This is a genomic window from Roseovarius sp. MMSF_3350, from assembly GCF_030733425.1.
Lineage (GTDB): Bacteria > Pseudomonadota > Alphaproteobacteria > Rhodobacterales > Rhodobacteraceae > Roseovarius.
This window is the reverse complement of record NZ_JASHIZ010000002.1, coordinates 82,359-107,985: the sequence shown is the minus strand read 5'-3', so window position 1 is coordinate 107,985 and position 25,627 is coordinate 82,359. Positions and strand designations below refer to the sequence as shown.

Annotated in this window: 21 protein-coding genes; 4 read left to right on the top strand and 17 right to left on the bottom strand. The window is 64.2% G+C overall.

Features of this window, described 5'->3' with window-relative positions:
- Nucleotides 1–357 precede the first annotated feature (357 nt).
- Nucleotides 358–798 (bottom strand): hypothetical protein, encoded by a 441-nt coding sequence (locus tag RBB31_RS03085; RefSeq protein ID WP_306127783.1) that lies wholly within the window; start codon nucleotides 796–798, stop codon nucleotides 358–360.
- Between the two features lie 130 nt (nucleotides 799–928).
- Nucleotides 929–2,587, bottom strand: a complete 1,659-nt coding sequence (locus RBB31_RS03080) for an NAD+ synthase (protein WP_306127782.1) — start codon at nucleotides 2,585–2,587, stop codon at nucleotides 929–931.
- Nucleotides 2,588–2,748: 161 nt separating this feature from the next.
- Between RBB31_RS03080 and RBB31_RS03075 the strand changes: the two genes are divergently transcribed.
- A complete protein-coding gene (locus tag RBB31_RS03075; protein ID WP_371931283.1) occupies nucleotides 2,749–4,371 on the top strand; it encodes a 2-isopropylmalate synthase in 1,623 nt (540 codons plus the stop codon).
- A 429-nt stretch (nucleotides 4,372–4,800) separates the two neighbouring features.
- Here the strand turns inward: RBB31_RS03075 and RBB31_RS03070 are convergent, their stop codons facing one another.
- The gene (locus tag RBB31_RS03070) at nucleotides 4,801–6,330 is read right to left on the bottom strand and encodes a cryptochrome/photolyase family protein (RefSeq protein WP_306127781.1); all 1,530 of its coding nucleotides are present in this window, start codon (nucleotides 6,328–6,330) and stop codon (nucleotides 4,801–4,803) included.
- Entirely contained in the window at nucleotides 6,324–6,989 is a 666-nt protein-coding gene (locus tag RBB31_RS03065) for an SDR family NAD(P)-dependent oxidoreductase (protein WP_306127780.1), read from the bottom strand. Before RBB31_RS03065 ends, RBB31_RS03070 begins: the two co-directional genes overlap by 7 nt.
- A gap of 266 nt (nucleotides 6,990–7,255) precedes the next feature.
- On the opposite strand from RBB31_RS03065, the gene RBB31_RS03060 reads away from it, so the two are divergent.
- Entirely contained in the window at nucleotides 7,256–8,821 is a 1,566-nt protein-coding gene (locus RBB31_RS03060) for a 2-isopropylmalate synthase (protein ID WP_306127779.1), read from the top strand.
- 155 nt (nucleotides 8,822–8,976) lie between these two features.
- Here RBB31_RS03060 and RBB31_RS03055 read toward each other — a convergent pair whose 3' ends face one another.
- Nucleotides 8,977–9,999: a Fe(3+) ABC transporter substrate-binding protein gene (locus RBB31_RS03055; protein ID WP_306127778.1), complete on the bottom strand. Its 1,023-nt coding sequence runs from the start codon at nucleotides 9,997–9,999 to the stop codon at nucleotides 8,977–8,979.
- Between the two features lie 199 nt (nucleotides 10,000–10,198).
- Between RBB31_RS03055 and RBB31_RS03050 the strand changes: the two genes are divergently transcribed.
- Nucleotides 10,199–12,097: an acyl-CoA synthetase gene (locus tag RBB31_RS03050; protein WP_306127777.1), complete on the top strand. Its 1,899-nt coding sequence runs from the start codon at nucleotides 10,199–10,201 to the stop codon at nucleotides 12,095–12,097.
- 9 nt (nucleotides 12,098–12,106) lie between these two features.
- Here RBB31_RS03050 and RBB31_RS03045 read toward each other — a convergent pair whose 3' ends face one another.
- The 7 genes from RBB31_RS03045 to RBB31_RS03015 all read right to left on the bottom strand — a co-directional run bounded on the left by RBB31_RS03045 (nucleotide 12,107) and on the right by RBB31_RS03015 (nucleotide 18,493).
- The gene (locus RBB31_RS03045) at nucleotides 12,107–12,781 is read right to left on the bottom strand and encodes a nitroreductase (RefSeq protein ID WP_306127776.1); all 675 of its coding nucleotides are present in this window, start codon (nucleotides 12,779–12,781) and stop codon (nucleotides 12,107–12,109) included.
- On the bottom strand, nucleotides 12,778–13,881 hold the full coding sequence (locus RBB31_RS03040; RefSeq protein ID WP_306127775.1) for a TFIIB-type zinc finger domain-containing protein: 1,104 nt from the start codon (nucleotides 13,879–13,881) through the stop codon (nucleotides 12,778–12,780). The genes RBB31_RS03045 and RBB31_RS03040 overlap by 4 nt, the downstream gene beginning before the upstream one ends.
- A gap of 82 nt (nucleotides 13,882–13,963) precedes the next feature.
- Nucleotides 13,964–15,094: an SPFH domain-containing protein gene (locus tag RBB31_RS03035; protein ID WP_306127774.1), complete on the bottom strand. Its 1,131-nt coding sequence runs from the start codon at nucleotides 15,092–15,094 to the stop codon at nucleotides 13,964–13,966.
- A 98-nt stretch (nucleotides 15,095–15,192) separates the two neighbouring features.
- Nucleotides 15,193–16,134, bottom strand: coding sequence for a DUF2927 domain-containing protein (locus RBB31_RS03030; RefSeq protein WP_306127773.1), 942 nt, complete (start codon nucleotides 16,132–16,134; stop codon nucleotides 15,193–15,195).
- 24 nt (nucleotides 16,135–16,158) lie between these two features.
- Nucleotides 16,159–17,355, bottom strand: a complete 1,197-nt coding sequence (locus tag RBB31_RS03025; protein WP_306127772.1) for a toxic anion resistance protein — start codon at nucleotides 17,353–17,355, stop codon at nucleotides 16,159–16,161.
- Between the two features lie 2 nt (nucleotides 17,356–17,357).
- Nucleotides 17,358–18,272: a 5-bromo-4-chloroindolyl phosphate hydrolysis family protein gene (locus RBB31_RS03020; protein WP_306127771.1), complete on the bottom strand. Its 915-nt coding sequence runs from the start codon at nucleotides 18,270–18,272 to the stop codon at nucleotides 17,358–17,360.
- A 5-nt stretch (nucleotides 18,273–18,277) separates the two neighbouring features.
- Complete coding sequence (locus tag RBB31_RS03015; RefSeq protein WP_306127770.1) at nucleotides 18,278–18,493, bottom strand: hypothetical protein; 216 nt, start codon at nucleotides 18,491–18,493, stop codon at nucleotides 18,278–18,280.
- A gap of 263 nt (nucleotides 18,494–18,756) precedes the next feature.
- Between RBB31_RS03015 and RBB31_RS03010 the strand changes: the two genes are divergently transcribed.
- Nucleotides 18,757–20,721 carry a cache domain-containing protein gene (locus RBB31_RS03010; RefSeq protein WP_306127769.1) on the top strand — a complete coding sequence of 655 codons (1,965 nt, stop codon included), beginning with the start codon at nucleotides 18,757–18,759 and terminating at the stop codon, nucleotides 20,719–20,721.
- Nucleotides 20,722–20,742: 21 nt separating this feature from the next.
- Here the strand turns inward: RBB31_RS03010 and RBB31_RS03005 are convergent, their stop codons facing one another.
- The 5 genes from RBB31_RS03005 to fdh3B all read right to left on the bottom strand — a co-directional run bounded on the left by RBB31_RS03005 (nucleotide 20,743) and on the right by fdh3B (nucleotide 25,619).
- Nucleotides 20,743–22,125, bottom strand: a complete 1,383-nt coding sequence (locus RBB31_RS03005) for a sigma-54 dependent transcriptional regulator (RefSeq protein WP_306127768.1) — start codon at nucleotides 22,123–22,125, stop codon at nucleotides 20,743–20,745.
- Between the two features lie 3 nt (nucleotides 22,126–22,128).
- Nucleotides 22,129–22,260 carry a hypothetical protein gene (locus RBB31_RS03000; RefSeq protein WP_306127767.1) on the bottom strand — a complete coding sequence of 44 codons (132 nt, stop codon included), beginning with the start codon at nucleotides 22,258–22,260 and terminating at the stop codon, nucleotides 22,129–22,131.
- 28 nt (nucleotides 22,261–22,288) lie between these two features.
- Entirely contained in the window at nucleotides 22,289–23,581 is a 1,293-nt protein-coding gene (locus RBB31_RS02995; RefSeq protein ID WP_306127766.1) for a c-type cytochrome, read from the bottom strand.
- The gene (locus tag RBB31_RS02990; protein ID WP_306127765.1) at nucleotides 23,582–24,814 is read right to left on the bottom strand and encodes a formate dehydrogenase subunit gamma; all 1,233 of its coding nucleotides are present in this window, start codon (nucleotides 24,812–24,814) and stop codon (nucleotides 23,582–23,584) included.
- A gap of 211 nt (nucleotides 24,815–25,025) precedes the next feature.
- Nucleotides 25,026–25,619: a formate dehydrogenase FDH3 subunit beta gene (gene fdh3B, locus RBB31_RS02985; RefSeq protein WP_103762212.1), complete on the bottom strand. Its 594-nt coding sequence runs from the start codon at nucleotides 25,617–25,619 to the stop codon at nucleotides 25,026–25,028.
- Between the last annotated feature and the right edge of the window lie 8 nt (nucleotides 25,620–25,627).

Sequence of the window (25,627 nt, the reverse complement as noted above, 5' to 3'; positions counted from 1 at the left end):
GGCCTGCGTCGCAGGACTTGCTGCGCAAGCGCCGATATTGCGGTGTTCATGCTGCAAACCCGGATCATCGGGCAAGAATTAACGACAATGGCAATGTCAGGGGCACCGACGTTGCATCCCGCGATGTGCGTCTCGGCGAAGCGTGCCAGCCTCAGCGACAATCTTTCCCAAGTCGGCAACCAGATCCCAGGAAGCGCCGCTCGTTGACATGCTGGCAGCAATGGCGGGTTCCCGGCCGTGGTTCGCAGCCAACCACCCCATCGCCGGCCTGACCCAGTTCTCGAGGCACGGCCTCCGATGGCGCCAGCGCCCTCGGCTCCCAGGCCAAACCGCTCATGAGCAGGCCACCGTCGCCCCTCACTCCAGCGGTGCCAGCGCCACTTCGTAGCGGATCGTCGCCGCCACCGGCGCCGCCCCGTCGGCCACGCGCGGCTCGTCCGTATAGCCCGTAAGCCGCAGGAAACTGCCCTCGACAGTCGCCGTCACAACGTTGTCCCCGGTCATCTCGTGAGCGGTCAGCGTGCCGTCGCCGCCATCAGCCCCCATCGCCAACGGCGCGTCATAGCCCTGGTCGTCAAAGATCTCCGCCGAAAGCAACCGCATCTCGCCGCCCTGCTCCAGCAGCGTGACCTGCACCATCGGGCGTCCGGGCGTGCCGTCCTCGTCGACCATGCGCCCCACGGCATTGATCGACAGCGACGCGCCCACAATCATCCGCTGCTTCGCATAAGCCCGCTCGCGCTCGACGTCATAGGGAATGACCACCTCCATCGTCTCGCCATCCAGCGTGACAGTCATGTTTCCGATCGTCTCTTAGTCGTCGCCCAGCTCCGCCGCGGGTGAAAAAACGTGTCAAATCAAGGTCCCGCGCAAAAGAACAATGCGCGGGCCGTAACAGACACCTCTGGACCACGCGAAACCGGCGGCGTCAGCCCCCGTCCCGCCACCGGTTCACGATAGGATAACGCCGGTCCAGCCAGAACGCCCGCTTCGACAGCCGCGTGCCCGGCGCCGACTGGAACCGCTTGTACTCGCTGATGTAGATCAGGTGCTCCACCCGCGCCGCATCGTCGCGGTCGAACCCCGCCTTGACGCAATCCTCGATCGACCCGTCCTCGTCCACCAGGATCTGCAATATCCCGTCCAGAACCGGGTAGTCCGGCAGGCTGTCACTGTCCTTCTGGTCCTCGCGCAGCTCCGCACTGGGCGGCTTGGTGATGATGTTGCCGGGGATAACCTCGCCCGCGGGTCCCATCATCCAGTCCCGGTGATTGGCGTTCCGCCACCGGCACACATCGAACACCCGCGTCTTGTACAGATCCTTGATCGGGTTGTACCCGCCCGCCATGTCGCCATAGATCGTGGCATAGCCGACCGCCACCTCCGACTTGTTGCCGGTGGTCAACAGCATCTCTCCGAACTTGTTGGAAAGCGCCATCAACAACAGCCCGCGAAGCCGCGACTGGATGTTCTCCTCGGTGATCCCGGCGTCGGTCCCCTGAAAGAGCGGCGCCAGCGTGTTCGTGATCGCCGCCCGCCCCTCGGCGATAGGCACGAAATCATACCGCGCGCCCAGCGCCTCTGCGCACGCCTTGGCATCGTCGAGCGAGCCTTGCGAGGTATATTCCGACGGCAGCATCACGCAGCGAACGTTCTCCGCCCCCAGCGCATCCACCGCGATGGTCGCGACAATCGCACTGTCCACGCCCCCCGACAGGCCCAGCAGCACCTTGCCGAACCCCGTCTTGCGCATGTAATCCCGCAGGGCCAGCACCATCGCGTGGTAATCCGTCTCCAGCGTGTCGGGTATATGCGCCAGCGCCCCCGTCTCGATCCGCCAGCCGTCGTCGCCCCGCACCAGGTCGATATGCGCGATATCCTCCTGCATCAGCGGCATCTGCACCGCCAGCCCCCCTCCGGGGTTCAGCGCGAACGTACCGCCATCGAAAACTTGGTCGTCCTGTGCGCCCACCAGGTTCAGGTAGATCAGCGGCAACCCGGTCTCCACCACCCGGTTCACCATCAACATGTGCCGAAGCTCCAGCTTGCCGCGGTAGTAGGGCGACCCGTTGGGGATCAGCAGAAACTCCGCCCCCGTCTCGGCCAGCGTCTCGGGCACGTCCTCGTGCCAGCTGTCCTCGCAGATGGGGCTGCCGATGCGCACGCCGTTCACCGCATAGGGCCCCATCACGTCGCCCTGCGCATACAGCCTCACCTCGTCGAACACAGTCTCGTTGGGCAGGTGATGCTTCAGCACGCAGGCGGTGATACTGCCGCCCTTCAGGATGTAATAGGCATTGTAAAGCTCCGCGCCTTCCAGCGCAGGACCGCCGATTGCCAGCGCGGGGCCGACGGCGCACTCCTGCGCCAACGCCTCGATCGTGGCGATCGCCGCCTGGTGAAACACCGGCTTCTTGATCAGGTCCTGCGTGTTGTAGCCGGTGATGAACATCTCGGGCAGCGCCACAAGGTCGGCCCCGGCGTCGCGGCCCGCCTCCCACGCCTTGCGCGCCAGCGCGGCGTTGCCCTCAAGGTCGCCCACCGTGGCGTTCAGCTGTGCCAATGTCACGCGAAACCGATCCGCCATGCGCCTCAAACCCTCGCAATTCATCGCTCCCTCTCGATTTAACAGAGTGACGCGCGAGGGAAAGCCGAAACCGGGAAAAGCCGTTGTCAGCCCTGCCCGCGTCAATTACGTTCTCTTGGACCCATTGGGGGGTTGTCTCGAACCGGGGTGAGTGGGCAGACATGCAAAGCAGAACCGTCACATCTATCGTCCTCGCCGCGATGCTGGGGCTGTCCGGCCCCGCCCTCGCGCAGGAGGACGACGTCCAGACCAAGCAGTATGACGATGGCGGCATCTACGAGGGCACGTTCCGCAACGGGCTTCAGCACGGCACCGGCACCTATACGCTTCCCAACGGCTATGAATATTCCGGCGAGTGGGTCGATGGCGAGATCCGCGGCACCGGCACCGCCCGCTTCCCCAATGGCTCGGTCTACGAGGGCGAGTTCGCCAAGGGCAAGCCCGAGGGCGTGGGCAAGATCACCTTCTCAGACGGCGGCACATACGAGGGCACCTGGGAAGACGGCAAGATCACCGGCGAGGGCGTGGCGGTCTATGCCAACGGCGTCCGCTACGAGGGCGGCTTCCGCAACGCCCAGCACCACGGCCGCGGCCGCATGGAAAGCCCCGGCGGCTATATCTACGACGGAGACTGGGTCAACGGCGTCAAGGAAGGCACGGCGACCATCACCTACCCCGACGGTGCAGTCTATGAAGGCGAGGTCAAGCGCGGCGCCCGCGACGGCGAAGGCACGCTGACCATGCCCGACGGGCTGATCTACGAAGGCACCTGGTCCGAAGGGCAGATCAACGGCACCGGCAAGCTCACCCAGCCCAACGGCGATGTCTACGAAGGCGATCTCGTTGCCGGCCGCCGCGAGGGCCAGGGCCGCGTGGTCTACAACAACGGCGATGTCTACGAGGGCGAGTTTGCCGATGACAGCCGCCACGGACAGGGCACCTTCACAGGCTCCGACGGCTACCGCTACGAAGGCTCCTGGGTTGCCGGCAAGATCTCTGGCGAAGGCACCGTCACCTATCCCGACGGCTCGGTGTATGAAGGTCAGTTTCGCGACGACCTCGCCAATGGCGTGGGCAAGGTCACCTATCCCGACGGCTCCACCTACGAGGGCGAGTGGTCCGGTGGCGTGATCGACGGCACGGGCAAGGCGACCTACCCCAACGGTCTCGTCTACGAGGGCGAGTTCGAGAATGCCAAGAACCACGGCCAGGGCGTGATGACCTATCCTGACGGCTACCGCTACGAAGGCGCTTGGCAGGATGGCCAGCGGCATGGTCAGGGCACCGCCACCTATGCCGACGGCACGGTCTACGTAGGCGAGTTCCGCGAGGGCCAGCGCCACGGCACCGGCAAGATCACCATGCCCGACGGCTTCGTCTACGAAGGCGAGTGGCGGAACGGCGAGATCTCGGGCCAGGGCGTGGCGACCTACACCAACGGCGACGTCTACGAGGGGACGTTCGAGAACGGCAAACGGCAGGGCACCGGCACCATGCGCTACGCCACGGGCGAAGAGGCGACCGGCGAATGGTCCGACGGTGCGCTGGCCGAGCAAACCACCATCGTGACCGATGAGGAGGCCGCGGCCGAGCCGCCCGCCACCGAGGCCACACCCGAGGCCTCCGGCGAAGAAACCGGCCCAACGTCATCCGATGTCGCCGACCCCACCCCCGAGACACAGACAGAGGCGGAGACGGAGACGGAGTCAGAGGCCACGACCGACACGGAACCCGAGCCCGAGACCGAAGGCACCGACGACGAGACCACCGGAGAGAACAACTGACCCCGCGCGCCCGTCCCGGACTTGATCCGGGACCTCCACGCCGCGCGCGACACAGCCCCAAGTGATCCCGGCTCAAGCCCGGGATGCCGCGATGTCCCCCGACTAATAAACCGCAAACTCCGCACGCCCCGTTAACCCACCAAACCACAAGGCTCGCACCGCCGCTGTACCCCCGGGATACCGGCACGCGAACCCACGCGCCGTTTCCCCCGCCCCGGTTCCCGTCCATATCCCGATCAAAGGTCAAGCGCCGGCGTAGGGTGGGTGAAAACCCACGCGTCACCCGGTTAACAAACCACAAACACCGCGCGCCCCGTTAACCCGCCAAATCGCGGAAATACGCACCGTCGCCATACCACCCGAATACCGACGCAATACCGACGTCCGGTTCGCCCGGAACTCCGCCCCGTTAACCCGTGATTCGCCCCCTCACACCACCTCGCCCGCATCCAGCCGGTCCAGGATCCGTTTCGCCCCCTTCAGGACAGCCTCCTTGCGGTCATCCTTCATCCGGTCCCAGGTGGCATACATCTGCGCCATCCGCGGATTGCTGGCGAACTTCTCCCGGTGGCGCACAAGAAAGTCCCAATACAACAGGTTGAAAGGACACGCTTTTTCGCCCGTCCTTTCCTTCACCGAATAGGCACAGGATCCGCAATAATCCGACATCTTGTCGATGTAATTGCCCGAACTGACATAAGGCTTCGACGCGATGATGCCGTCATCCGCGAACTGGCTCATCCCGATCGTGTTCGGCGCCTCCACCCATTCATAGGCATCATGGTAAACCGCCAGGTACCATTCATGCACCTGGTACGGGTCCACCCCTGCCAACAAGGCAAAATTGCCTGTCACCATCAGCCTTTGAATGTGATGCGCATAGGCCGATTCCCGTGTCTGATCAACGGCATGGCCGACACAGTTCATATGCGTCTCGCCCCCCCAATACATCCACGGCAAGTCCCTCGAATGCCCCAACGCATTGCGCGTCACATAGTCCGGACCCTCCCGAAAATAGATCCCCCGCACGTATTCCCGCCATCCGATGATCTGCCGGATGAACCCCTCCGCGGCGTTGATCGGCACATTCCCGGCTTTCCATTCCTCTTCCACACGGGTGCAGATTTCCACAGGATCCAGCAATCCGATGTTCAAATACTGAGATAACAGCGAATGGTGCAGGAACCGGTCGTCCTGCAGCATCGCGTCCTGGTAATCGCCGAAACAGTCCAGCAGGTTCTTGGCGAAATGGTCCAGCGCCCGCAGCGCCTGGCTGCGGGTCACTGCATAAGTAAAAGGGCGCAATACACCGAAATTGCTGCCGAATTTCTCCTCGACCAGATCGAGCACCTCCTCGGTGACCTCGTCCGGCGTAAACGCCATAGGCTTCGAGCGCAGCATGTCCCCCGAGGCCGGCTTGCGGTTCTCGTGGTCGTAATTCCATTTCTCTCCTGCCGGCTCATCCCCTTCCATCATCAGCCCCGTCTTTCGGCGCATTTCGCGATAAAAATACTCCATCCTCAAAGACTTGCGGCCCTCAGCCCAAGAATTGAATTCGCCCAGCGAGGCCACGAAACGGTCGTCCGGCAGCACCGTGACCTTCAACGGCGCATTCTGCAGCGCCTCGACCAGCCGCCACTCCCCCGGCTGGGTGGCGATCACCTCGGTCGTGTCATGCTCTTGCCCGCGCCGCATCAACTCGCCGACGATGGACTTCGACGTGCCTTCTTGGCCCAGCCGTGCATAGGCAACGTGCCAGCCATCCTCCTGAAGTTCCTCGGCAAAATGGCGCATGGCCGAGAAGATCAGCGCGATCTTCTTAGGGTGATGCCCGACGTAGCTGGCCTCGTCCGCGACCTCCGCCATGACCACGAGGTCGCTCTCCTTGTCCGCCTCGCGCAGCGCCGACAGCCTCTGGCTCAGCTGGTCCCCCAGCACCAGGATCAGCCGCTTCACCACGGCACCGCCTCCCCGGCCCAGTCATAGAATTGCCCTGTATTCTCGGGCGTTAGCCGCGCCAGCACATCCAAAAGGTTCTTCGCCGCCTCCTCGGGCGTCACCGTATTATGTCCCACCGCGAACTTCTCGGTCAGCGCCGTCTCAACGGTTCCGGGATGCAACGCCACGCAGATCGACTGCTTGTGCGTCCGCGCCAGTTCGATCGCCCCACCGTGGATCATCTGGTTCACCGCCGCCTTGGCGGTGCGATAGCTGTACCACCCGCCAAGGCCGTTATCCCCGATCGACCCCACCCGCGCCGACAATGCGGCAAACCGGCATTCCCGGTCGCGCGGCAATAGCCTTACCGCATGCTTCAGCACCAGCGCCGGGCCTACGCAGTTCACCCGAAACTGCGCCTCCATCGCCTCTGCGGTCAATTCTTTCAATGACTTCTCCGGCCCGCGCCCGTCCAATTCCAGAGCGCCTGTGGCGACAAAAACGAGGTCGAACTCTTCCTCGAGCGCCCCCAGATGCGCTTCGACAGATGCCTCGTCCGTCACGTCCAGACTATCGCCAGACCGTGACAGCCCGGTCACCCGCACGTCGCGCTTTTCCAACTCCAACACCAGCGCGGATCCGATCCCGCCCGAAGCGCCTATCACCAATGCATCTTTCATGACGCCAAGAGCTAGCGGGCGGCTGAGACCCTTCAAGGCGCAAATCACCGTCAGATCGGGGGTTTTCAACGTCGCTCATCGTGCCTATGCTCTGCGTCATGTCTACGCGCCGCCATATCCTCGGCCCCGCAAGCCCCGCCCCGGCGGCTTGCCTTTCCGCGCGTCTGCTCCTAAGCCGCCTCTGAGCGTGCCCTGATCCGGCGCGACCGCTCAGAGGAGTAGCCTTTCGCGCCACACAGGCTTAGGAAAAACACACGAGACATGACATGACCAACTCCGAACAGAACCGCGTGGTGATCTTCGACACCACCCTGCGCGACGGCGAACAATCCCCCGGCGCCACCATGACCCATGCCGAAAAGCTGGAGATCGCCGGCCTGCTGGACGAGATGGGCGTCGACATCATCGAGGCCGGCTTTCCCATCGCGTCCGAGGGCGACTTCAGGGCCGTCTCAGAGATCGCCAAGAATGCGAAGAACAGCGTGATCTGCGGCCTCGCGCGCGCCAACCTCAAGGATATCGACCGCTGCTGGGACGCGGTGAGGCACGCCAGCCAGCCCCGGATCCATACTTTCATCGGCACCTCGCCCCTGCACCGCGCCATCCCGAACCTCAACAAGGACGAAATGGCCGAGCGCATCCACGAGACGGTCACCCACGCCCGCAACCTCTGCGACAACGTGCAATGGTCCCCGATGGATGCGACGCGGACGGAATGGGATTACCTCGCCCGCGTGGTCGAGATCGCCATCAATGCCGGGGCCACCACGATCAACATCCCCGATACCGTGGGCTACACCGCGCCCGTCGAAAGCGCCGATCTGATCCGCCGCCTGATCGCCGAGGTGCCGGGCGCAGACGAGGTGATTTTCGCAACCCATTGCCACAACGATCTCGGGATGGCTACGGCCAATTCGCTGGCCGCCGTCGAGGGCGGCGCGCGCCAAATCGAGTGCACGATCAACGGGTTGGGCGAACGCGCGGGCAACACCGCGCTGGAAGAAGTGGTGATGGCGATGAAGGTCCGCAACGACATCATCCCTTACCACACCCGCATCGACAGCACGAAGATCATGCACCTGTCGCGCCGGGTCGCCACCGTGTCGGGGTTCCAGGTCCAGCCCAACAAGGCCATCGTCGGCAAGAACGCCTTTGCCCACGAATCCGGCATCCACCAGGACGGCATGCTCAAGAACGCCGAGACGTTCGAGATCATGCGACCTGAGGATGTGGGCCTGACCGAGACCAATATCGTCATGGGCAAGCATTCCGGCCGCGCCGCCCTGCGCTCGAAGCTCAAGAACCTCGGGATCGACCTGGCCGAGAACCAGCTTGGCGATGTCTTTGTCCGGTTCAAGGAACTGGCCGACCGCAAGAAAGAGGTGTTCGACGAAGATCTGATCGCGCTGGTCACCGCCGGTGAGGATGCCGAGAACGACCGCCTCGTGCTGAAATCCCTGCGCGTCGTGTGCGGCACCGGGGGACAGGCCGAGGCCGAGATGGTCATGTCCATCGACGGCAAAGAGAAATCCGCGACGCAACAGGGCGACGGCCCCGTCGATGCCACCTTCAAGGCCGTGCGCGAGTTGCACCCCAATGACGCGCACTTGTCGCTCTATCAGGTTCACGCCGTGACCGAAGGCACCGACGCGCAGGCCACGGTCTCGGTCCGGCTTGAGGAAGGCGGCAATATCGCCACGGGCCAGTCGGCCGATACCGACACCGTCGTCGCCAGTGCCAAGGCCTACATCAACGCCCTCAACCGCCTGTTGACCCGTCGTGCGAAACTTGGCGAGGACGAAAAGGAAGTCAGCTACAAGGACGTCAGCTGACCAAGGCGCCTCGCCCGGATCAGACCCGGGCGAGGATGCGACGACGCAAGGATCTGGCGAAGGTCTCCCCGCTGGTATCGATCAACCAGTGTTCCGCCAAAGCAGAACGGCGCCCCCTCTTGGGGACGCCGCCTTAACAACACTGCTCGAAAATATCAGTCCCAGCCGACTTCGTTAAACAGTTCCTGCGCCTTGGCCGCGTTTCGGCTGAAGGCCGCGGTGGGCGTGGTTTCGTCTGCCTTGAACTCGCCCAGGCGCTCGGTCGTGGGGGTGCCCGGCGCGTCCTCGACTGCAGGGTATTCGTGGTTGCCCGTGGCAAGGTTGGTCTGCGCCGTATCGCTGGTGAAGAATTCCATCAGCTTCAATGCGTTTTCCGGGTTCGGCGCTGTCTTCAGCATCGCCGCCGTGGACAGGTTCACGTGCGTGCCGCGATCGTCCTGGTTAGGCCAGACCCAGCCGATATTGTCGATGCCGTCGCTCAGGCCCTCGACGTCGGATTCGAAACCGCGCACGAAGTAATAGTGGTTGCCCACCGCCACTTCGCACTCGCCCGACACGATGCCGCGCAGCTGGTCGGTGTCGCCGCCTTGCGGCTCGCGCGCCATGTTGTTGACGATGCCCTGCGCCCATTCCTTGGCCGCTTCCTCGCCCTGCGTTTCGATGATCGAGGCCATCAGCGACTGGTTGTAAATGTTCGAGGAGGACCGGATGCAGATCTTGCCTTCCCACGCGGGATCGGCCAGCTCTTCATAGGTCTGCGGCGGGTTTTCCACCTTTTCCTTGTCGTAATAGATGATCCGCGCGCGCTGCGCGATCCCGTACCACAGGTTCTCGGGATGCTCGAGGTGATCGGGAATGCGGTCTTCGATGGTCTGCGATTCGTAGGCCGCCAGCAAGTCCAGTTCCTCGGCGCGCGCCATGCGGCCCGCGTCCACGGTGATCAGCACGTCGGCGGGGCTGTTCTCGCCTTCCGCTTCCAGCCGCGCGATCAGTTCGTCGGCATCGGCCTCGATCCGGTTCACGGTGATGCCGGTCTCCTCGGTGAACGCGTCATAGAGCGCTTCGTCGGTGTCGTAGTGGCGCGAGGAATACACGTTGACCTCCTGCGCGAGGGCGGGCGCTGTCACGCCTGTCAGGGCCAGCGCGGCAACGAGTGAACGGGATGTCAGATAAGCCATCGAGAAACAGCCTTTCTTTTTCTGAGTGAATTTGTAGGCAATTGATGAATATTCCGACAAAAAGAGTCAAGACATGTTTTTTACGCGGCGACGAAGCGCCAACCAAACGCAGCGTAAAACTTGCACGTCCCGCAATTCGTGATCATGCTGCCCGGATGGGAGAAACGGCGCAACCAGATGCGCCGCGGGAGGAGACAACATGACATTTTCCACACGTCAGGACGTGATTGGTATTCAGGAAGAAATGCCGTGGGAGGCACGCGATGTGCCCAAGACGGTGTACCGGATGCTGGCCGATACCGCGACGGCATTTCCAGATCGGCCGGCCGTCAGTTACCAGCTTCTGTCGGGTCCGACTGACAAGGCGCAAACCCTCACTTGGTCAGAGTTCCATGGGCGTGTCTGCCAGGCCGCCAACCTGTTTCGCAGCCTGAAGATCTCGGAAAATGACGTGATCGCCCTCGTCATGCCCAACTGCCTTGAGACTGCCATCGCCACGATCGGCGCCATGGTCGCGGGCATCGCCAACCCGATCAACCCTCTCCTGGAGCCCGAACAGATCGGTGCCATCCTGCGCGAGACCGACGCCCGTGTCGTCGTGACCCTGCGGTCCTTCCCGAAAACCGACGTCGCCCAGAAAATGGCCGAGGCGGTGCGTAACGCGCCCCGTGTGCACACGGTGCTGGAGGTCGACCTCCTCAGCTATCTGACGCCACCCAAAAGCTGGATCGTCCCGCTGATCCGGCCCAAGAACCCGGAAAACCACCACGCCGACGTCAAGAATTTCAACGCCGAGGCGCGCAAGCACGGCAAGACTTTGTCGTTCGAGGACAAGCAGGCCGACCGCGTCGCCGCCTATTTCCACACCGGCGGCACCACCGGCATGCCCAAGGTCGCGCAGCACAAGTATTCCGGCATGGTCTATAACGGCTGGCTGGGCCATCGCCTGCTCTTTGACGAGCATGACAGCATCATGTGCCCGCTGCCGCTCTTTCACGTCTTCGCCTGCCACGTGATCCTGATGGCGATGATCAAGTCCGGCGCACACGTGGTCTTCCCCACGCCCGCCGGCTATCGCGGCGACGGCGTGTTCGACAACTTCTGGAAGCTTTTGGAGCGCTGGGGCACGACCTTTGTCATCACCGTGCCCACCGCCACTGCAGCGCTGATGCAGCGCAAGGTGAACGCCGACATCTCGAAGGTGAAGAACGCCTTCTCCGGCTCGGCCCCCATGCCGCTGGAACTCTTCAAACGGTTCGAATCCGCCACCGGAATGACCGTGATCGAAGGCTATGGGCTGACCGAGGCCACCTGCCTTGTCTCTTGCAACCCGCCCACGGGCGAGAAGAAGGTCGGCAGCGTCGGCGTCCCGCTGCCCTATACCGACGTCAAGATCTACAAGACCGACGGCGCCGAATGCGGCCCTGACGAGGTGGGTGAGATCTGCATCGCCAACCCCGGCGTCTTCGCCGGCAACACCTATACCGAGGCCGCCAAGAACAAGGACCTCTACCATCACGAGGTCTACCTTCGCACCGGCGACCTTGGCCGGATCGACGCAGACGGTTATCTATGGATCACCGGCCGCGCCAAGGACCTGATAATTCGCGGCGGCCACAACATCGACCCCGCCGATATCGAAGAGGCGCTGATGGCCCATGCCGAGGTTGCCGGCGCAGGCGCCATCGGCCAGCCAGACGCGCATTCCGGCGAGCTGCCCTGCGCCTATGTCGAACTGGTCGAGGGCGGCACCGTCGATTCCGCTGCTCTGCTGGAACATTGCAAGCGTCACGTCCACGAACGTGCCGCCATTCCGAAATATGTCGAGGTTCTGGACGAACTGCCCAAGACCGCGGTGGGCAAGGTCTTCAAGCCCGACCTGCGCAAGCGCGCCATCACCCGCGTCTACAACGCCGCACTGGCCGAGGCGGGCCTCAAGGCCGAGGTGACCGAGGTGATCGACGACAAGAAGCGCGGATTGGTGGCCCGCCTGTCGAAAACCGGAGACGTCGACGAGGCGGCCATTTCCCAATGCCTTGGCGAATTTACCCGCCCCTGGGAGTGGGCTGAGGCAAAGACCAAGGCGGACGCCGCCTGAGGCCCGGCTTCAGACCTTGAACGACAGTATCGTACCGACGTCTTCCCGCTCGGTACGATACTGGTTGACGGGATGCGTATCGTCGGAGTAACCGAAAGAAATCGCACAGAGGATCGCTTGGTCCTCCGGCAGGTCGAAATGCCGGCGGATCACCTGCGGATAGGCCGCGACCGCCGCCTGCGCGATGGTGCCCAGCCCCTCTGCCGTGGCCGCCAGCATAAAGGCCGTCAGAAACCCGCCCGCGTCCAGCGCGCCGTAGGGCCCCAGCACCCGCGGAATGTGCAGGATGGCGACATGCGGCGCATCGAACAGCTCGAAATTCCGCATCGACTGCCGCGCCCGCGCCTCGCGGTCCTCCCGCGCGATGCCCACCGCGTTGTAAAGCGCATAGCCACAGGTCCGCCGCCGCTCTCCCAAGGCACCGGGATAGCTTTCGGGCCAGTCCATGTCCGGCCCCGGTTTGCCCGTCTGCACCTCGCTCAGCAAGGCCTGTCGGAACGCCTCCGTCTCCGTGCCCCGCGTCACCAGCAATCCCCAGGGCTGCGTGTTGTTCCAACTGGCGGTGTGTCGCGCCGTGTCGACGATCCGCTCGATCACCGCCTCCGCCACCTGCTCTGGCCGGAAGGCCCGGCACGAATACCGCGCCTGCATCAGACGCTTCAGGGCCTCGCCATCCGCGCTCATTGGCTCATCGCCACGCCATAGCCCACCGCCGCAGCGACGATCACGCCGATCACCACGGCAATCGCGATCTTGATCGCCGAATAGGGCCGCTCGCCCTGCACCTTGCCATCGCGCCCGTTGACCACGAAGCGATAAGTTTCGCCGCGGTACTTGTAGGCCGCCAGCCACACCGGCAGCAGGACGTGCTTGAAGGTCACGTCGCTGACATTCGTGTCGATCGAATGGATGCGCTGCCGGTCGCCCCCGATGTCGAACCGGACATCCCGCGCAATCCGCGCATCCATGATCTGGCGCGCCTGCACGAAACCGTCCTCCAACGTCACCTGATACCCCTCGGCGCGGAAACCGGCGAGGAACTCGGGGCTGTAGGGCTGCAACTCGCCCAGTTCCCAAGGCTCCAGCGCATCGGTATACCGCTTTGGCAGGGTTTTCGACGCCAGCACCAGTACATCGTCGAAGAACCGCGCCACCCGGCCCCGCACCGGGGTCCAGCGCACCTTGGGGACCTGCACCTGCTGGCGCTTGCCGTCGCGCATCACCGTCCGCGTTTCGTAATAGACCGTGCCACGCTCGCCGGTATAGCTGGATTTCGTATCCGCGTCATAGGTCCAGTAGGGCACGTAGATACCCTGCATCTTCCGCCCCTTCCGGGCGTATTCCTGCAAGCCATTGGGCGCGAACCAAAGCCGCCCCAGCCAATCGGTCATTGCGTCTCGCGCCGCCGCCTCATCTACCTTGAAGGGCAAGACCCCGCGCGGCTTGATGTGCCGGTGGGTGCCGGTATCGGTTACAACCGGCGTGGCGCAGAACGGACATTCCTTGGCGTGCACAGTCTCGTCGAACTCTACTTGCGCCGCGCAGTTGGGGCAGGTCACGACGCGCGTTTCCTCGATTTCCGAGGCGTCAAGGTCACCCTTCACCGCCGCGCGGAAATCCAGCTCTTTCAGCGGGGCGGCCCACGGCCCGCCCTGCTCCAATTCGGCCTCGTTGCCGCAATGGTCACAGATCAGCTTGCCCGCCTGCGGATCGTACCGGAAATCCGCCCCGCAATTGTCGCAGGGGAAACGGTGTTCATCTTGGACAGTGGGGGAATCGAGCATAATGCCTGCGGGTCCTTGTTGAACAGTCTCGGGATGGCGGGATGCGCCAGTGTAAAGGGCCAGCCGTTCGCCAGGTCCGGCGTCAGGCCCCAGGTGGCGGCGGCGGCAGAATGGTGAAAAGCTGCGCCAGTTCCTGCACGTCGCCGGCCTTCAGCCAACCATCCTGCCCAGCGGTCCAGACATGGCTGTCCCGCGTCAGCTTGCCCTCGCTCGCCATCCGGCCCAGGGCAGCCTTGGAATAGGGACCGTGGGTCTGTCCGTTCTCGGCGATGTGCCAGACATGCTCAACCGGCGGCGGGGGCGGTGCGGGCGAGGCAGTGGGTGACGGCTGATGAGCACCCTGGCCCCACGGCCCGCCCTGCCCGGCCATCTGGCCCGCCATCGCCATGCCAAGCCCCGCGCCGATCCCGGCCCCCATGCCGCCCCCGGCGCCGCCGGGGTTCTTGGCCGCCGCCGTCATCGCCTCGGCGGCTGAGTATTGCGTGAACTTGCCCAAATCTCCGGCCAGCCCCATCGACGTGCGCTTGTCCAGCGCCTCTTCCACCGCGGGCGGCAGCGAGATGTTCTCGATATAGAATTCCGGAATGGTCAGCCCGTACTCCGCCACCACGGCGGAAATCTCGGCCGCCACCAGCTTGCCCAAATCGGCGGTGTTGGCCGCCATGTCCAGCACCGGAATACCGCTGCCCGCGATGATCCGACTGAAGCTCTGCACGATGATGTTACGGACCTGATAGCTGATCTCGTCCATCGTGAATTCGCCATCGGTGCCCACGATCTCGGTCAGGAACTTCGCCGGATCCGTCACCCGCGTGCTGTAGGTGCCAAACGCGCGGATGCGCGTCGGCCCGAACTCCGGGTCGCGCAGCATGATCGGGTTCTTCGTACCCCACTTGAGATCCGTGAACCGCGTCGTGTTGATGAAATAGATTTCGGACTTGAACGGGCTTTTAAACCCGTGATCCCAATGCTGCAACGTCGTCATGATCGGCATGTTGTTGGTCTCGAGCATGTAGAGACCCGGCGTGAAAACATCCGCCAGTTGCCCCTCGTGCACGAAGACCGCCGCCTGTCCTTCGCGCACGGTCAGCTTGGCACCGTACTTGATCTCGTGCCCATGGCGCTCGAACCGCCAGACCATCGTGTCGCGGGTATCGTCCACCCAGTGGATGACATCGATGAATTCACCTGAAAGAAAATCGAAAATGCCCATGGTAATCTCCGTGCGCTAGGTCTTGTCCGGCAAGCGGACATTCGCGGGTATCATAAACTCAATTTCAGGTGCTGCCACATATCTTGTCGCGACCGCGCTCACGACTCGCCCTTCTCGAACAGCCGCCGCAGGATCGGCCGCGCCTCCTCCAGCCCCATCCCGGGGTTCAGCGCGGGATTGTACAGCGCCTCCAGCAGCATCTCGTCATGGGTCGTCAAAAGCGCGAATTCCTCGTCATCGTTAAAGATCGACGGGCGCGCCCGCGGGCTGTCATTGGTCAGGCCAAGGCCTTGCGCGATTTCCTCATGGATGCAGGCCAGCCGTTGCAGGTCGGTCAGTTCGGTCCGGATATAAGCCAGCGCGACGCCAAGTTCGTTTTCGCTCCGGGTGCCTGCCGAGATCACGAAACACTGGGTCGATCGCGGCAGGTTGGTGATGATCGCCAGGTTGGACTTCGCAATCGCCGGGATCACTTCCAGCGCCCGCGCGCGCGATTGTGCGCCATCGTCATTGCTCATGAACAACACGACGAAATTGGGCGAGGCGTCGCTCAGCGAAATTGGGTGCCCCGTAACCCGTTCCAGACGGTTGGCATAGGCCGCCACCCGGGCCCGCTCTGCCGATCTGATCTCGTCCGGCACATTGCGCCCGAACTCGACACCGATCCGCACAGGCCCGGTCCATTTCTTGATCGCCACGGGGCCGCTTTGCGACGGCAAAAGGCCCTTGTCGCGCTGGTATTCCTCGAAGAACCCGATCTGCACGAAATTCCGCAAAAGATCGTTGTCTGTGAACGGCGTGTCGACGCCGCCGCCGTCGCGCCGCATCAGCCCCTGCGCGACAAGGTCGTTCTCAAGCCGCGTGTAATAGCGCGCCAGGTCCCGGCTGGCCTCCGACGGGCCACTGGGCTGCGGCGCGCGCACCATCGCGTTGGGTCGCGCCTGTGGATTGGTCGGGGGCGCCTCGGGCGCAACGTCATCGCAACCAGCCAGCGCGAGTGCACCGGCCAGCGCCACAACGACCGGAAAGAATCTGTACAATTTACGCAAGACAACCCCACCCGTTCATGCAGGGACCGAGCCGCCGGTATTCTCGCCCACACCATCGCGGCGAGACTTGGCCGCGGCCAGCGTATCGCGCAACTCCTTTTCCATCGATTGCAGGTCCTGCTCGGCCTTGGCCCGGCGCGCCTTGCCCTCGTCGGCGATCTGCAGGCTTTCCTCGATCGTGCCGATCAGGTCCGCGTTGGCCTGCTTGACAGCCTCGATGTCAAAGACCCCGCGCTCCATCTCCTGGCGGATCGTCTTGTTGGCGTCCCGCAGGTTCTTGGCATTGGCGGTCAGCAACTCGTTGGTCAGATCGTTGGCCTCGTGCACGGCCGCCGCGGCCTCGGCACTGCGCTGGATTGTGACCGCCTGCGCCAGCTGCGTCTCCCAAAGCGGCACGGTGTTGACCAGGGTCGAGTTGATCTTGGTCACCAGGCTCTTGTCGTTCTCCTGCACCAGCCGGATCGACGGCAGCGACTGCATCGTCACCTGTCGCGTCAGCTTCAGGTCGTGCACACGGCGCTCCAGGTCGTCGCGCGCGGCGCGCAGGTCGCGCAGTTCCTGCGCCTTCATCACCTGGTCGTCCTCGGGGGCGGCATCGATTTCGGCCTCCTTGGCCGGGATATCCTTTTCGTCGAGCTCTTTCAGCTTCTCCTCGCCCGCCGCGATGTAAAGTGCCAGCTCGTCGTAGAACTGCAGCGTCTTCTCATAGAGAAGGTCCAGTGACTTGATATCCTTCAACAGCACGTGCTCGTGCTTCAGCAGGTCATCGGTGATCTTGTCGATCTGGCCCTGCACGTCCTCGAACCGCGCGGTGAACTTGGCAAAGGGCGCCGCCCGTCCGATCAGCTTTTCCCACCAGGACCGCTCGCGCCGCACGTCCAGTTCGCTGACCGAGAAGCCGCGGATCGTGGTTACGATCCCGCGCAGGCTGTCGCCTGCCGGACCCACATCCTTGTTGCGCACGCCCTGCAGCATGGATTGCGAGATTTCCTGCAATTCCGCCTGCGCCGCCGATCCGAACGAGACGATCGAATTGGTGTCCGCCATGTCGATCTCGTCCATCCGCTGCCGGATCTCGGCGCCCACAGCGGGCTCCGCCTCGGACAGCGGCACCACGGCGCCGGCCTCCTTCGGCTCGGGCAGCACCACCCGGTTCACTTCCTCAACCTCCGCCAGGGCAGCCTCGGCCTTCGTGCGTGTGTCTTCCGACATGATCAACGTCCTTCCTGAAATTCCCGGGTCGTGTCGTATCTGATGCCCTCGCGCGCCAGCCGGTCGCGCAGCACCTCGATCTCGATCTCAAGATCGCTGTTGTTGTCGGCCAGAAGCGTCTTGGTCTTCGCCTCGAAGTTCGCCTCCAGGTCGCCCAGCAGGTCAAGGTAATCCGCCTTCGCCTTGGGGTCCGGGGCCCGCGACTGGATATCGGCGAACTTCACCGTCGCGTCGCGCGCGCCCATCAGGTAGACGCCCAGGTATTTCCGCGTCGCCGTCAGGTCACGCGGGTCGTCCTCGACGGTGCGCAACATGTCGCGGACGCTGACCTGGAACCGCTCCAGCCGCGCTTCCGCCGTGCGGTCCCCGGCCCGGCGGATCGCATCGGACATCGCACTCAGGTACGTCTCGGCCTGATCCACCACCCGCGCCACGCGGTCGGTCTGCAACCTGTCGACGCCTTCCATGCCCTTGTCCTTCATCGGGTCCATCCCGAACGAAAATACATGCAACGCCGTCGTCACCACGCCGAATATCACCGGCGCGACCAGCCCCGGCTCGACTTTGTAGGCCGCCACGGCAATCCCCAGCCCCGCCAGTACAGACGAGAAAAGCTTGCGCGGGATGCCCGGCCGCCGCGCCACCTTGCGCGTGTTATAGGCCGCCTCCGCCTTCAACCCATCGCGCAACAGCCACGCCGACAGCGCCAGAACCGCGGCGGACACGACCCCAAGCGCCAGACCGGTCGCCCCCGAAGTCAGCGAGGTGAACAGAACCACCGCGGCCGGCACGAACATCAGGTTCGCCCGCGCGCCCGCGGGTGCCACCGTGGCCCCGCGATAGGAAGACGTCTCGCGCGCCTTCACCTCCGAGCCGCCACCATCCGGGCTGTATTTGCCGCCGAACTTCCGTGCCATGCGCCTCACAACCCTCCGAGCAGGCCGCTGGTGACGCCCAGCATCACGATGAACAGGGCCGCGTAGGCGATTTTCTGCATGCTTGCTCCCCTCGTGCTGACCGCGATGTCCCGCCCGGCCGCGCCGGCATCACGCGCCGCGCGCATCACGGCGGACATCGCCACCGCGGCCAATGCAACCGCGGCAACAATCAAGAATACCAGCATGATAAGCCGCGTCATGCCGTGCCGTCTCCCGTGTACGGTGTCGCATTACTTACCCGAAACTTAGGTTAACGCTCCGGGGGTTGCTAGGGGAAACATCGCAACCGCTTCCCGTGTTCCGGACCGCCCTGCTCCTTTCGGGACGGGACGAAAGCTTTATCAAAGCTTTTGACAAATCTTTTGCGACAAAAGATTTGCGCCGCCGTCACAGCCACCGGAATGGACGCCCCCCGCCCCATCGCCTAAAGTTTTCCGCACAACGAGAAAGGGCCCGCCCCGGCATGACATCGGTCCGTCTGCGCCTTCTGATCCTGGCACTTTTGCCGCTCGTGGTCCTGCTGCCGCTGCTGTTGTGGCTCGCGGTCGGACGCTGGGCCGCCAATTACGACAACCTGTTGATTGCCAATGTCGAAAGCGACCTGCGTATCGCCGAGCAGTATCTCGACCAGATCCTCGCAACCACCGGCGGCGACGTCGCCGCGCTGGCCCGCTCCACCCGCTTTCGAGAGGCCATTGCCGGCCCCGAGTCTCGCCTGGCCCGGTTCCTCGACGCCGAGCGCACCGCTCTGGGACTCGATTTCCTCTATTTCCTGCCGGAAACCGCCGCAGGCGCCGCTGCCCGAAAGTGGCCGGTCATCGCCACGGCCCGGCAGGGCGGCAGCGCCACCGAAATCGATATCCTGTCCGGCAACGAGCTTGCCGCGATCGACCCGGGCCTGGCCATGCGCGCGCGGCTGCCCCTGATTCCTACCGAGGCCGCGGTCCCCACCGACCGCGTGGTCGAGGACCGCGGCATGGTCGTACACACCGCAACCGATCTCGGCGCGGCAGGCCGCTCCGGTGTCCTGGTCGGGGGCATCCTGCTCAACCGGAACCTAGACTTCATCGACACGATCAACGCCCTCGTCTACCAGTCCGAGGATGCCACCGATGTCGAGCGCCAAGGCACCGCGACGCTGTTTCTCGAAGACGTGCGCGTCTCGACCAACGTGCGTCTCTTCGAAGGCGAGCGCGCGCTCGGCACCCGCGTCTCGGCGGTGGTGCGCAACCGGGTGCTTGGCGAAGGTCGCACCTGGCTCGACCGCGCCTTTGTGGTGAACGACTGGTATATCTCGGGCTACCTGCCCCTGACCGACAGCTTTTCGCGCCGCGTCGGCATGCTCTACGTGGGCTTTCTCGAAGCGCCCTTCGTCGCGGAAAAGCGCAGCGCCTTCATCCTCGTCTTCTCGGCCTTCGTCGCCGTTCTGCTGCTGACCATCCCGTTGTTCCTGCGCATGGCCGGGGGCATCTTCTCGCCGCTCGAACGCATGAACCACACCATGAAACGAGTCGAGGGCGGCCAGCTCGACGCGCGCATCGGCCCGGTATCCTCGCGCGACGAGATCGGCGAGGTGGCCGCGCATCTCGACGAATTGCTCGACCAGGTGCAGGAACGCGACCGCGCGCTGCGCTCCTGGGCGGACGAGCTGAACACCCGGGTCGAGGACCGTACCGCCGAGCTGCGCGCCGCCAACGAAAAGCTCGAAACCACCTACCAGCAACTCGTCATGAGCGAAAAACTGGCCTCAATCGGCGAGATCACGGCCGGCGTCGCGCACGAAATCAACAACCCGGTCGCGGTGATCCAAGGCAATATCGACGTCATCCGCGAAACCCTGGGCGACGATGCCACACCGCTGATGACCGAACTCAACCTGATCGACCGCCAGATCGCCCGGATCAACGCCATCGTCGGCAAGCTGCTGCAATTCGCCCGCCCCAGCGAATTCAACGCCTTTTCCGAGCATGTCGATGTCGGCACCGTGCTGGACGACTGCCTTGTGCTGGTCGATCACGTGATCTCGCGCCGCAACGTGACCGTCACGACGCATCGCGGCGACGATGTCCCGCAGGTCCGCATCAACCCCGGAGAATTGCAGCAGGTCATTATCAATCTGGTCGTCAACGCGGTGCAGGCCATGGACGGCCCGGGCGAGCTGTCGCTGTCGATCCGGGCCGAAGGGCGCGACGGACGGTCCGGCACGGCGCTCGTCGTGGCCGATACCGGCCCCGGCATTGCAAGCGAGCGGTTGAACACCGTGTTCGACCCGTTCTACACAACCAAGCCGGGCGAAGGCACCGGCCTTGGCCTTTCGGTCAGCCAGACCCTGATACGCCAGGCCGGCGGCCTTATCACCGTGCGCAACCGCGAGCCAGGCGGCGCGGAATTCACCGTCTGGCTACCCGAAGACCGCGACGAGTCGTGACCGGCACCGCGCCCGGTCCGCTCAAATACCCCAGGACGCGCATTTGCGATCGACCGTCTTGCGGCTGACCCCCAGACGCCGCGCCGCCTCGGCTCGGTTGCCATTGCAGGCGTCCAGCACGCTCATGATGTGCCGCTGCTCCACCAGCGCCAAGGTCTCGATCGCCTCCTGCCCCGTCACCGTGCCGTGGCCCGCGAATTCTTCCGGAAACTGGCCAAGGATCACCGACCGCTCAACCAGATTGCGCAGCTCGCGCACGTTCCCGGGCCAGTCATAGCGGCTCAGTTTGAGCAGGATTTCCTCGTTCAGGTCCAGCGCCGGCAACGCCAGCGCGCGGGAAAACTCGCTCATGAACAGCGCCGCAAGTTCCACGATATCCTCGCTGCGGTCGGCCAGCGACGGCATGTCCACGTTCACCACGTTGATGCGGTGATACAGGTCCGCGCGGAACCGCCCCGCATCGACCTCGGCCTGCAGATCGGCGTTGGTGGCAAAGAAAAAACGCAGGTTCAGCGGGATCTCGCGCTCGGCCCCGAGTGGCCGGATCTTGCGATCTTCCAGCACACGCAACAGACCCGCCTGCACCTGTTCGGGCAGTTGCGCCACCTCATCCAGGAACAGCGTGCCGCCATCTGCATGCAAGAACAGGCCGTCGCGGGTGCGGTCGCGCCCCTCGACCACGCCGAACAGTTCCTCGGCGATGTGATCGGGCGAGACCGCGGCACAATTGACAGCCACGAACGGCTCTCCGGCGCGGTCCGACATGGCGTGCAGGGTCCGCGCGGCAATCTCCTTGCCCGTGCCGCTGGCTCCTGTGAACAGGACCGAGGCCGGCGTCGGCGCCAGCTTGGCCAGAACGTCGCGCACCCGCTGGATCGCCGGCGAATTGCCCAGAAGACGCCCACGCGCGGCCTGTCCGCCTTCGCTCAACTCGTGCTTCAGAAGAAAATTCTCGCGTCGCAAGTACTTGCGGTCCAGCGCGCGGGCCACCGCGTTCAGAATCTGGTTGGCGCGGAACGGCTTCAGCACGAAATCCGCCACGCCCGTCCGCAGCGCCCGGATCGCCGTATCCAGATCGGCATAGGCCGTGATCATGATCGTGTCGGCGAACAGCCCCACGCGCCGCTGTTCCGTCAGCCAGTCCAGCCCGGTCTTGCCCGGCATCACGTTGTCGAGGATCACAAGGTCGAAATGCGCTAGGTCAAGGATTTCCGCCGCCTGTTCGGCCGACCGCGCCTGTTCCACCCGCTTGACCCGCGGCTCCAGGATCTTGGTCAGAAAGTTGCGCATCCCCGGTTCGTCGTCGATTACCAGCACCGAAGCGAATTGCAGGTTCTCGCCATAATCGTCCCGCGCCTTCTCGGCCGGGTCTGCTTGCTGTTGCGCGACCGCGGGCTTTGACATGCCTCAGCCGTCTCCCAGCCGCACCGACTCCCCGGAATTGCGGTCCCCGGCGGAAAAGCCCGCCTCGTGCAGCCCGTACCACGCGACCACGGCGATGATGGCCGTGGCGGCAAACGCGGAAAGCATGGCTTTCATCTCTCAGTTCTCCCTTTCATGGCGCGTCTCAGGGCCCGGTGGCCTCGCGCAGATATTCGATCAGGTCCTGCCGGTCCTGCCCGGCGGTGATGCGCTGCATCGGCATCTTCGAGCCGGGAATATAATGGTCCGGGCCGATGTCGAAAAGCGCATCTATGGTCTCTTCGCTCCAGACGATATCAGACCCGTCCAGGATATCGGAATAAGGATATCCCGGCACCGTGCCCGCCTTGCGCCCGAAAAGACCGTGCAGCGACGGCCCCGCCTTGCGCGACGGCGGCGGGGTCAGGGCGTGGCAGATGGAACATTTGCGCATGAACTGCCGCTCGCCGTTGGGCATCGCCTCGGGGTCGCGCAGAAATGTGCGCTGGTCACTGCCCGCGGGATCGAACGCGTCGAGATCCGCCACGGGCCAGCCATAGGCCACGTCCTCGATTCCGCCGGCATAGATCATCGTGCCGTCGGGCGAGAATTCGAGCGCCCAGACCGGCCCCTGCCGCATGGCACGGAAATCCCTCACGATCTGCCACGCTTCGGTGTCGATCATCATGATGAACCCGTGCCCGTCGCCCACCGCCAACTGCCCGCTGGCCGCGTGATAGGCCATCGACAGGATCGGCCGCCGGTCGAGCGAGAAGTCCCGGATCGTCTCACCCGACATCGGGTCGACCACGCGCGTCACGCCATCCACCGCGCCATAGGCCAGCCACTGGTCGTCCGGGTCGAGGATCAGGCGGTTCACGCCGAACCCCGCGTTCACCACGACGCGCGGCGCCCCGTCCCCGTTCACCTGCCACAATCGGATCGTCCCGTCGGCGGAGGCCGAGTACAACCGCGCGCCGTCCGCGCTGAAGGCAACATCGCTGACCGACGCATTGTGCCCCTTGAGGAAACGCGCCGCGCCGCCGTCGCGCGGCCACAGCCCGATCGAGCCGTCCCAACTCGCCGTCGCGAGCGTCGTGCCATCCGGCGACAGCGCGATATCGGCAACCTTGCCCTGATGCCCCTCCAGCCGCGTCGCCGTTCCGTCGGGCAAGGACCACAGGATCACGTCGAAATCATCGCTGCCCGACGCTGCGGTCGTTTCGTCGAGAAACCGCACCGTGATCACCGCCGCGTCATGCCCCTCCAGCCAGCGCGGCGTGCGCCCCTCCCACAGCCCCACGGAATTGTCGAAACTCGCCGTGGCGACGTGGCCGGTTTCGGGGTTCACGTCGATCCCCATGACCGGGCCGCCATGCCCTTTCAGCGTGGTGAATTCCTGCGCCGCCGGCGCACCGGCGGCCAGCAGGCCCGCGCATGCCAGCACGAAGGCGCGCATCTATTCCGCGGGCGTCGTCGCGGCGTTGGCCGGTTTCGGCTCGCCCTCGCGCTGCTGCACTTCGTCGAGCCACAGACTATGGTGCTCGCGCGCCCACTGTTCCTCGACCTGGCCAGAGCCCATCGCGTCATACGCACCTTCCATCCCGACCGAGCCGATGTAGATATGCGCGATCACGATAGCCATCAGCACGAAGCTGACAATCGCGTGCCACAGCTGCGCGTATTGCATCTCTTCATGCGGGGCGAGCTGTTCCGGCAAGGCCCCGAAACCCAGAAGCTGCGGTACCCCCATGTCGTTCAGGATCACGAAGGTCTTCGCGAACATCGGCAACTCAAACGGAAACAGCAGCGACAGGCCGGACGCAGAGATCGACGCGCCCAGGATCATAACCGACCAGAAGATCAGCTTCTGGCCGGCGTTGAACTTCTTGGCCGCGGGGTGCACGCCCTTCTTGAACATGCCGCCGCCGACGGCGATCCATTTCAGGTCGGTCTTGTTGGGGATATTGTGCGCCACCCAAAAGATGAAGGCCAGGATCAGGCCCAGCATGAAGGCCCAACTGACGTTGTTGTGTATCCATTTCGAGGCGACGGCGGCGGTCGCGAACGCCTCGTGCCCAAAGGCAGGTATGATGAACTTGCGTCCCATCAAGACCAAGAGTCCGGTCAGGCCCAGCAGAATGAAGGACCCCGCCATCAGCCAATGTGCAAAGCGTTCGATGAACTTGAAACGGGTCACGGTGCGCCCCGTCTTTTCGCCGTCGATGCGGATGCGCCCCCGGAACAGAAAGAACAGCGCCAGCAGCGCGATCGTGCCCAGCAGCAGCCAGCCGCCATACTTGATCAGCGGCCCCTGCCGGAAATTCAGCCACCACATCCCGTTATCCTGGATCAGAACACGGGCCGGTGCGCCGCCCGACGACACGGTCACGTCAGCGGTACCATAGCGCAACGCGCTCCAGACATCGGAATCCGATGACCCGCCAAACGCACCGAGCTGACCCACCATTGCGCCGGCACTGTCGGGGTCTTCGCCCGCGCGTGCACGGTTGGGTACCTGCTCGCCACGCTGCCGGGCCAGGATGTCCTCCAGCGTCTGCGCGCCTCCCGTGGCCGAACGGTCGGTCTGCGTGGCCTCGGGCGCGGTCAACTCGCCCGCCTCCTGCGCCTGCGCGCCCGGTGCGGCCAGCATCGTCAAGCTCAGAAGACAAATCAGAAACAGCCTGTGCATGTCTTTTCCTTTCTACCCTGCCCGGCTTCGCGGGCCTCACCTCTACGGGGTGTATCGCGAATATTCTGGGAAACGGACTTTGCGGCGTGCCGCCACGTGATCGAAAGTGCGTTTCTCAAGATACTCTCAGTGTCCCCTTTGCCGAGACGGGGAGAAAGAGGCGGGACAATCCCGCCTCTTTCGATGCCGTTGTCACGACCGTGCCGGGCGATCAGCCGCCCTTCTGGTCATAGGCCGTGCCCCAACCCCAGGCGCCCGAGCCGAAGCCACGGGAAACGACGCGTTCGCGATAGATATTCGCGACCACGTCTCCGTCGCCGGCCAGCAGCGCCTTGGTCGAACACATCTCGGCGCAGATCGGCAGCTTGCCTTCCGCGATCCGGTTGCGCCCGTACTTGTTGAACTCGGCCTGGCTGTTGTTCTCTTCGGGGCCGCCGGCGCAGAAGGTACACTTGTCCATCTTGCCGCGCGATCCGAAGTTGCCGGCCTGCGGGAATTGCGGCGCGCCGAACGGGCACGCGTAGAAGCAATAGCCGCAACCGATACACAGGTCCTTGGAGTGAAGGACGACGCCTTCCTCGCTCTGGTAGAAACAGTCTACCGGACAGACCGCCATGCACGGCGCATCGGAACAATGCATGCAGGCCACCGAGATCGAGCGTTCACCGGGGTTACCATCCTCGATGGTCACCACGCGGCGACGGTTGATGCCCCACGGCACCTCATGCTCGTTCTTACACGCGGTCACGCAGGCGTTGCACTCGATGCAGCGTTCGGCGTCACACAGGAATTTAGCTCTAGCCATTCCATCTT

Excerpts from the sequence above, each read along its gene's own strand:
- RBB31_RS03085 (WP_306127783.1), bottom strand. The coding sequence starts at position 798 with ATGACTGTCACGCTGGATGGCGAGACGATGGAGGTGGTCATTCCCTAT.
- RBB31_RS03080 (WP_306127782.1), bottom strand. The coding sequence starts at position 2,587 with ATGGCGGATCGGTTTCGCGTGACATTGGCACAGCTGAACGCCACGGTG.
- RBB31_RS03075 (WP_371931283.1), top strand. The coding sequence starts at position 2,749 with ATGCAAAGCAGAACCGTCACATCTATCGTCCTCGCCGCGATGCTGGGG.
- RBB31_RS03065 (WP_306127780.1), bottom strand. The coding sequence starts at position 6,989 with ATGAAAGATGCATTGGTGATAGGCGCTTCGGGCGGGATCGGATCCGCG.
- RBB31_RS03060 (WP_306127779.1), top strand. The coding sequence starts at position 7,256 with ATGACCAACTCCGAACAGAACCGCGTGGTGATCTTCGACACCACCCTG.
- RBB31_RS03055 (WP_306127778.1), bottom strand. The coding sequence starts at position 9,999 with ATGGCTTATCTGACATCCCGTTCACTCGTTGCCGCGCTGGCCCTGACA.
- RBB31_RS03050 (WP_306127777.1), top strand. The coding sequence starts at position 10,199 with ATGACATTTTCCACACGTCAGGACGTGATTGGTATTCAGGAAGAAATG.
- RBB31_RS03045 (WP_306127776.1), bottom strand. The coding sequence starts at position 12,781 with ATGAGCGCGGATGGCGAGGCCCTGAAGCGTCTGATGCAGGCGCGGTAT.
- RBB31_RS03040 (WP_306127775.1), bottom strand. The coding sequence starts at position 13,881 with ATGCTCGATTCCCCCACTGTCCAAGATGAACACCGTTTCCCCTGCGAC.
- RBB31_RS03035 (WP_306127774.1), bottom strand. The coding sequence starts at position 15,094 with ATGGGCATTTTCGATTTTCTTTCAGGTGAATTCATCGATGTCATCCAC.
- RBB31_RS03025 (WP_306127772.1), bottom strand. The coding sequence starts at position 17,355 with ATGTCGGAAGACACACGCACGAAGGCCGAGGCTGCCCTGGCGGAGGTT.
- RBB31_RS03020 (WP_306127771.1), bottom strand. The coding sequence starts at position 18,272 with ATGGCACGGAAGTTCGGCGGCAAATACAGCCCGGATGGTGGCGGCTCG.
- RBB31_RS03015 (WP_306127770.1), bottom strand. The coding sequence starts at position 18,493 with ATGACGCGGCTTATCATGCTGGTATTCTTGATTGTTGCCGCGGTTGCA.
- RBB31_RS03010 (WP_306127769.1), top strand. The coding sequence starts at position 18,757 with ATGACATCGGTCCGTCTGCGCCTTCTGATCCTGGCACTTTTGCCGCTC.
- RBB31_RS03005 (WP_306127768.1), bottom strand. The coding sequence starts at position 22,125 with ATGTCAAAGCCCGCGGTCGCGCAACAGCAAGCAGACCCGGCCGAGAAG.
- RBB31_RS03000 (WP_306127767.1), bottom strand. The coding sequence starts at position 22,260 with ATGAAAGCCATGCTTTCCGCGTTTGCCGCCACGGCCATCATCGCCGTG.
- RBB31_RS02995 (WP_306127766.1), bottom strand. The coding sequence starts at position 23,581 with ATGCGCGCCTTCGTGCTGGCATGCGCGGGCCTGCTGGCCGCCGGTGCG.
- RBB31_RS02990 (WP_306127765.1), bottom strand. The coding sequence starts at position 24,814 with ATGCACAGGCTGTTTCTGATTTGTCTTCTGAGCTTGACGATGCTGGCC.
- fdh3B (WP_103762212.1), bottom strand. The coding sequence starts at position 25,619 with ATGGCTAGAGCTAAATTCCTGTGTGACGCCGAACGCTGCATCGAGTGC.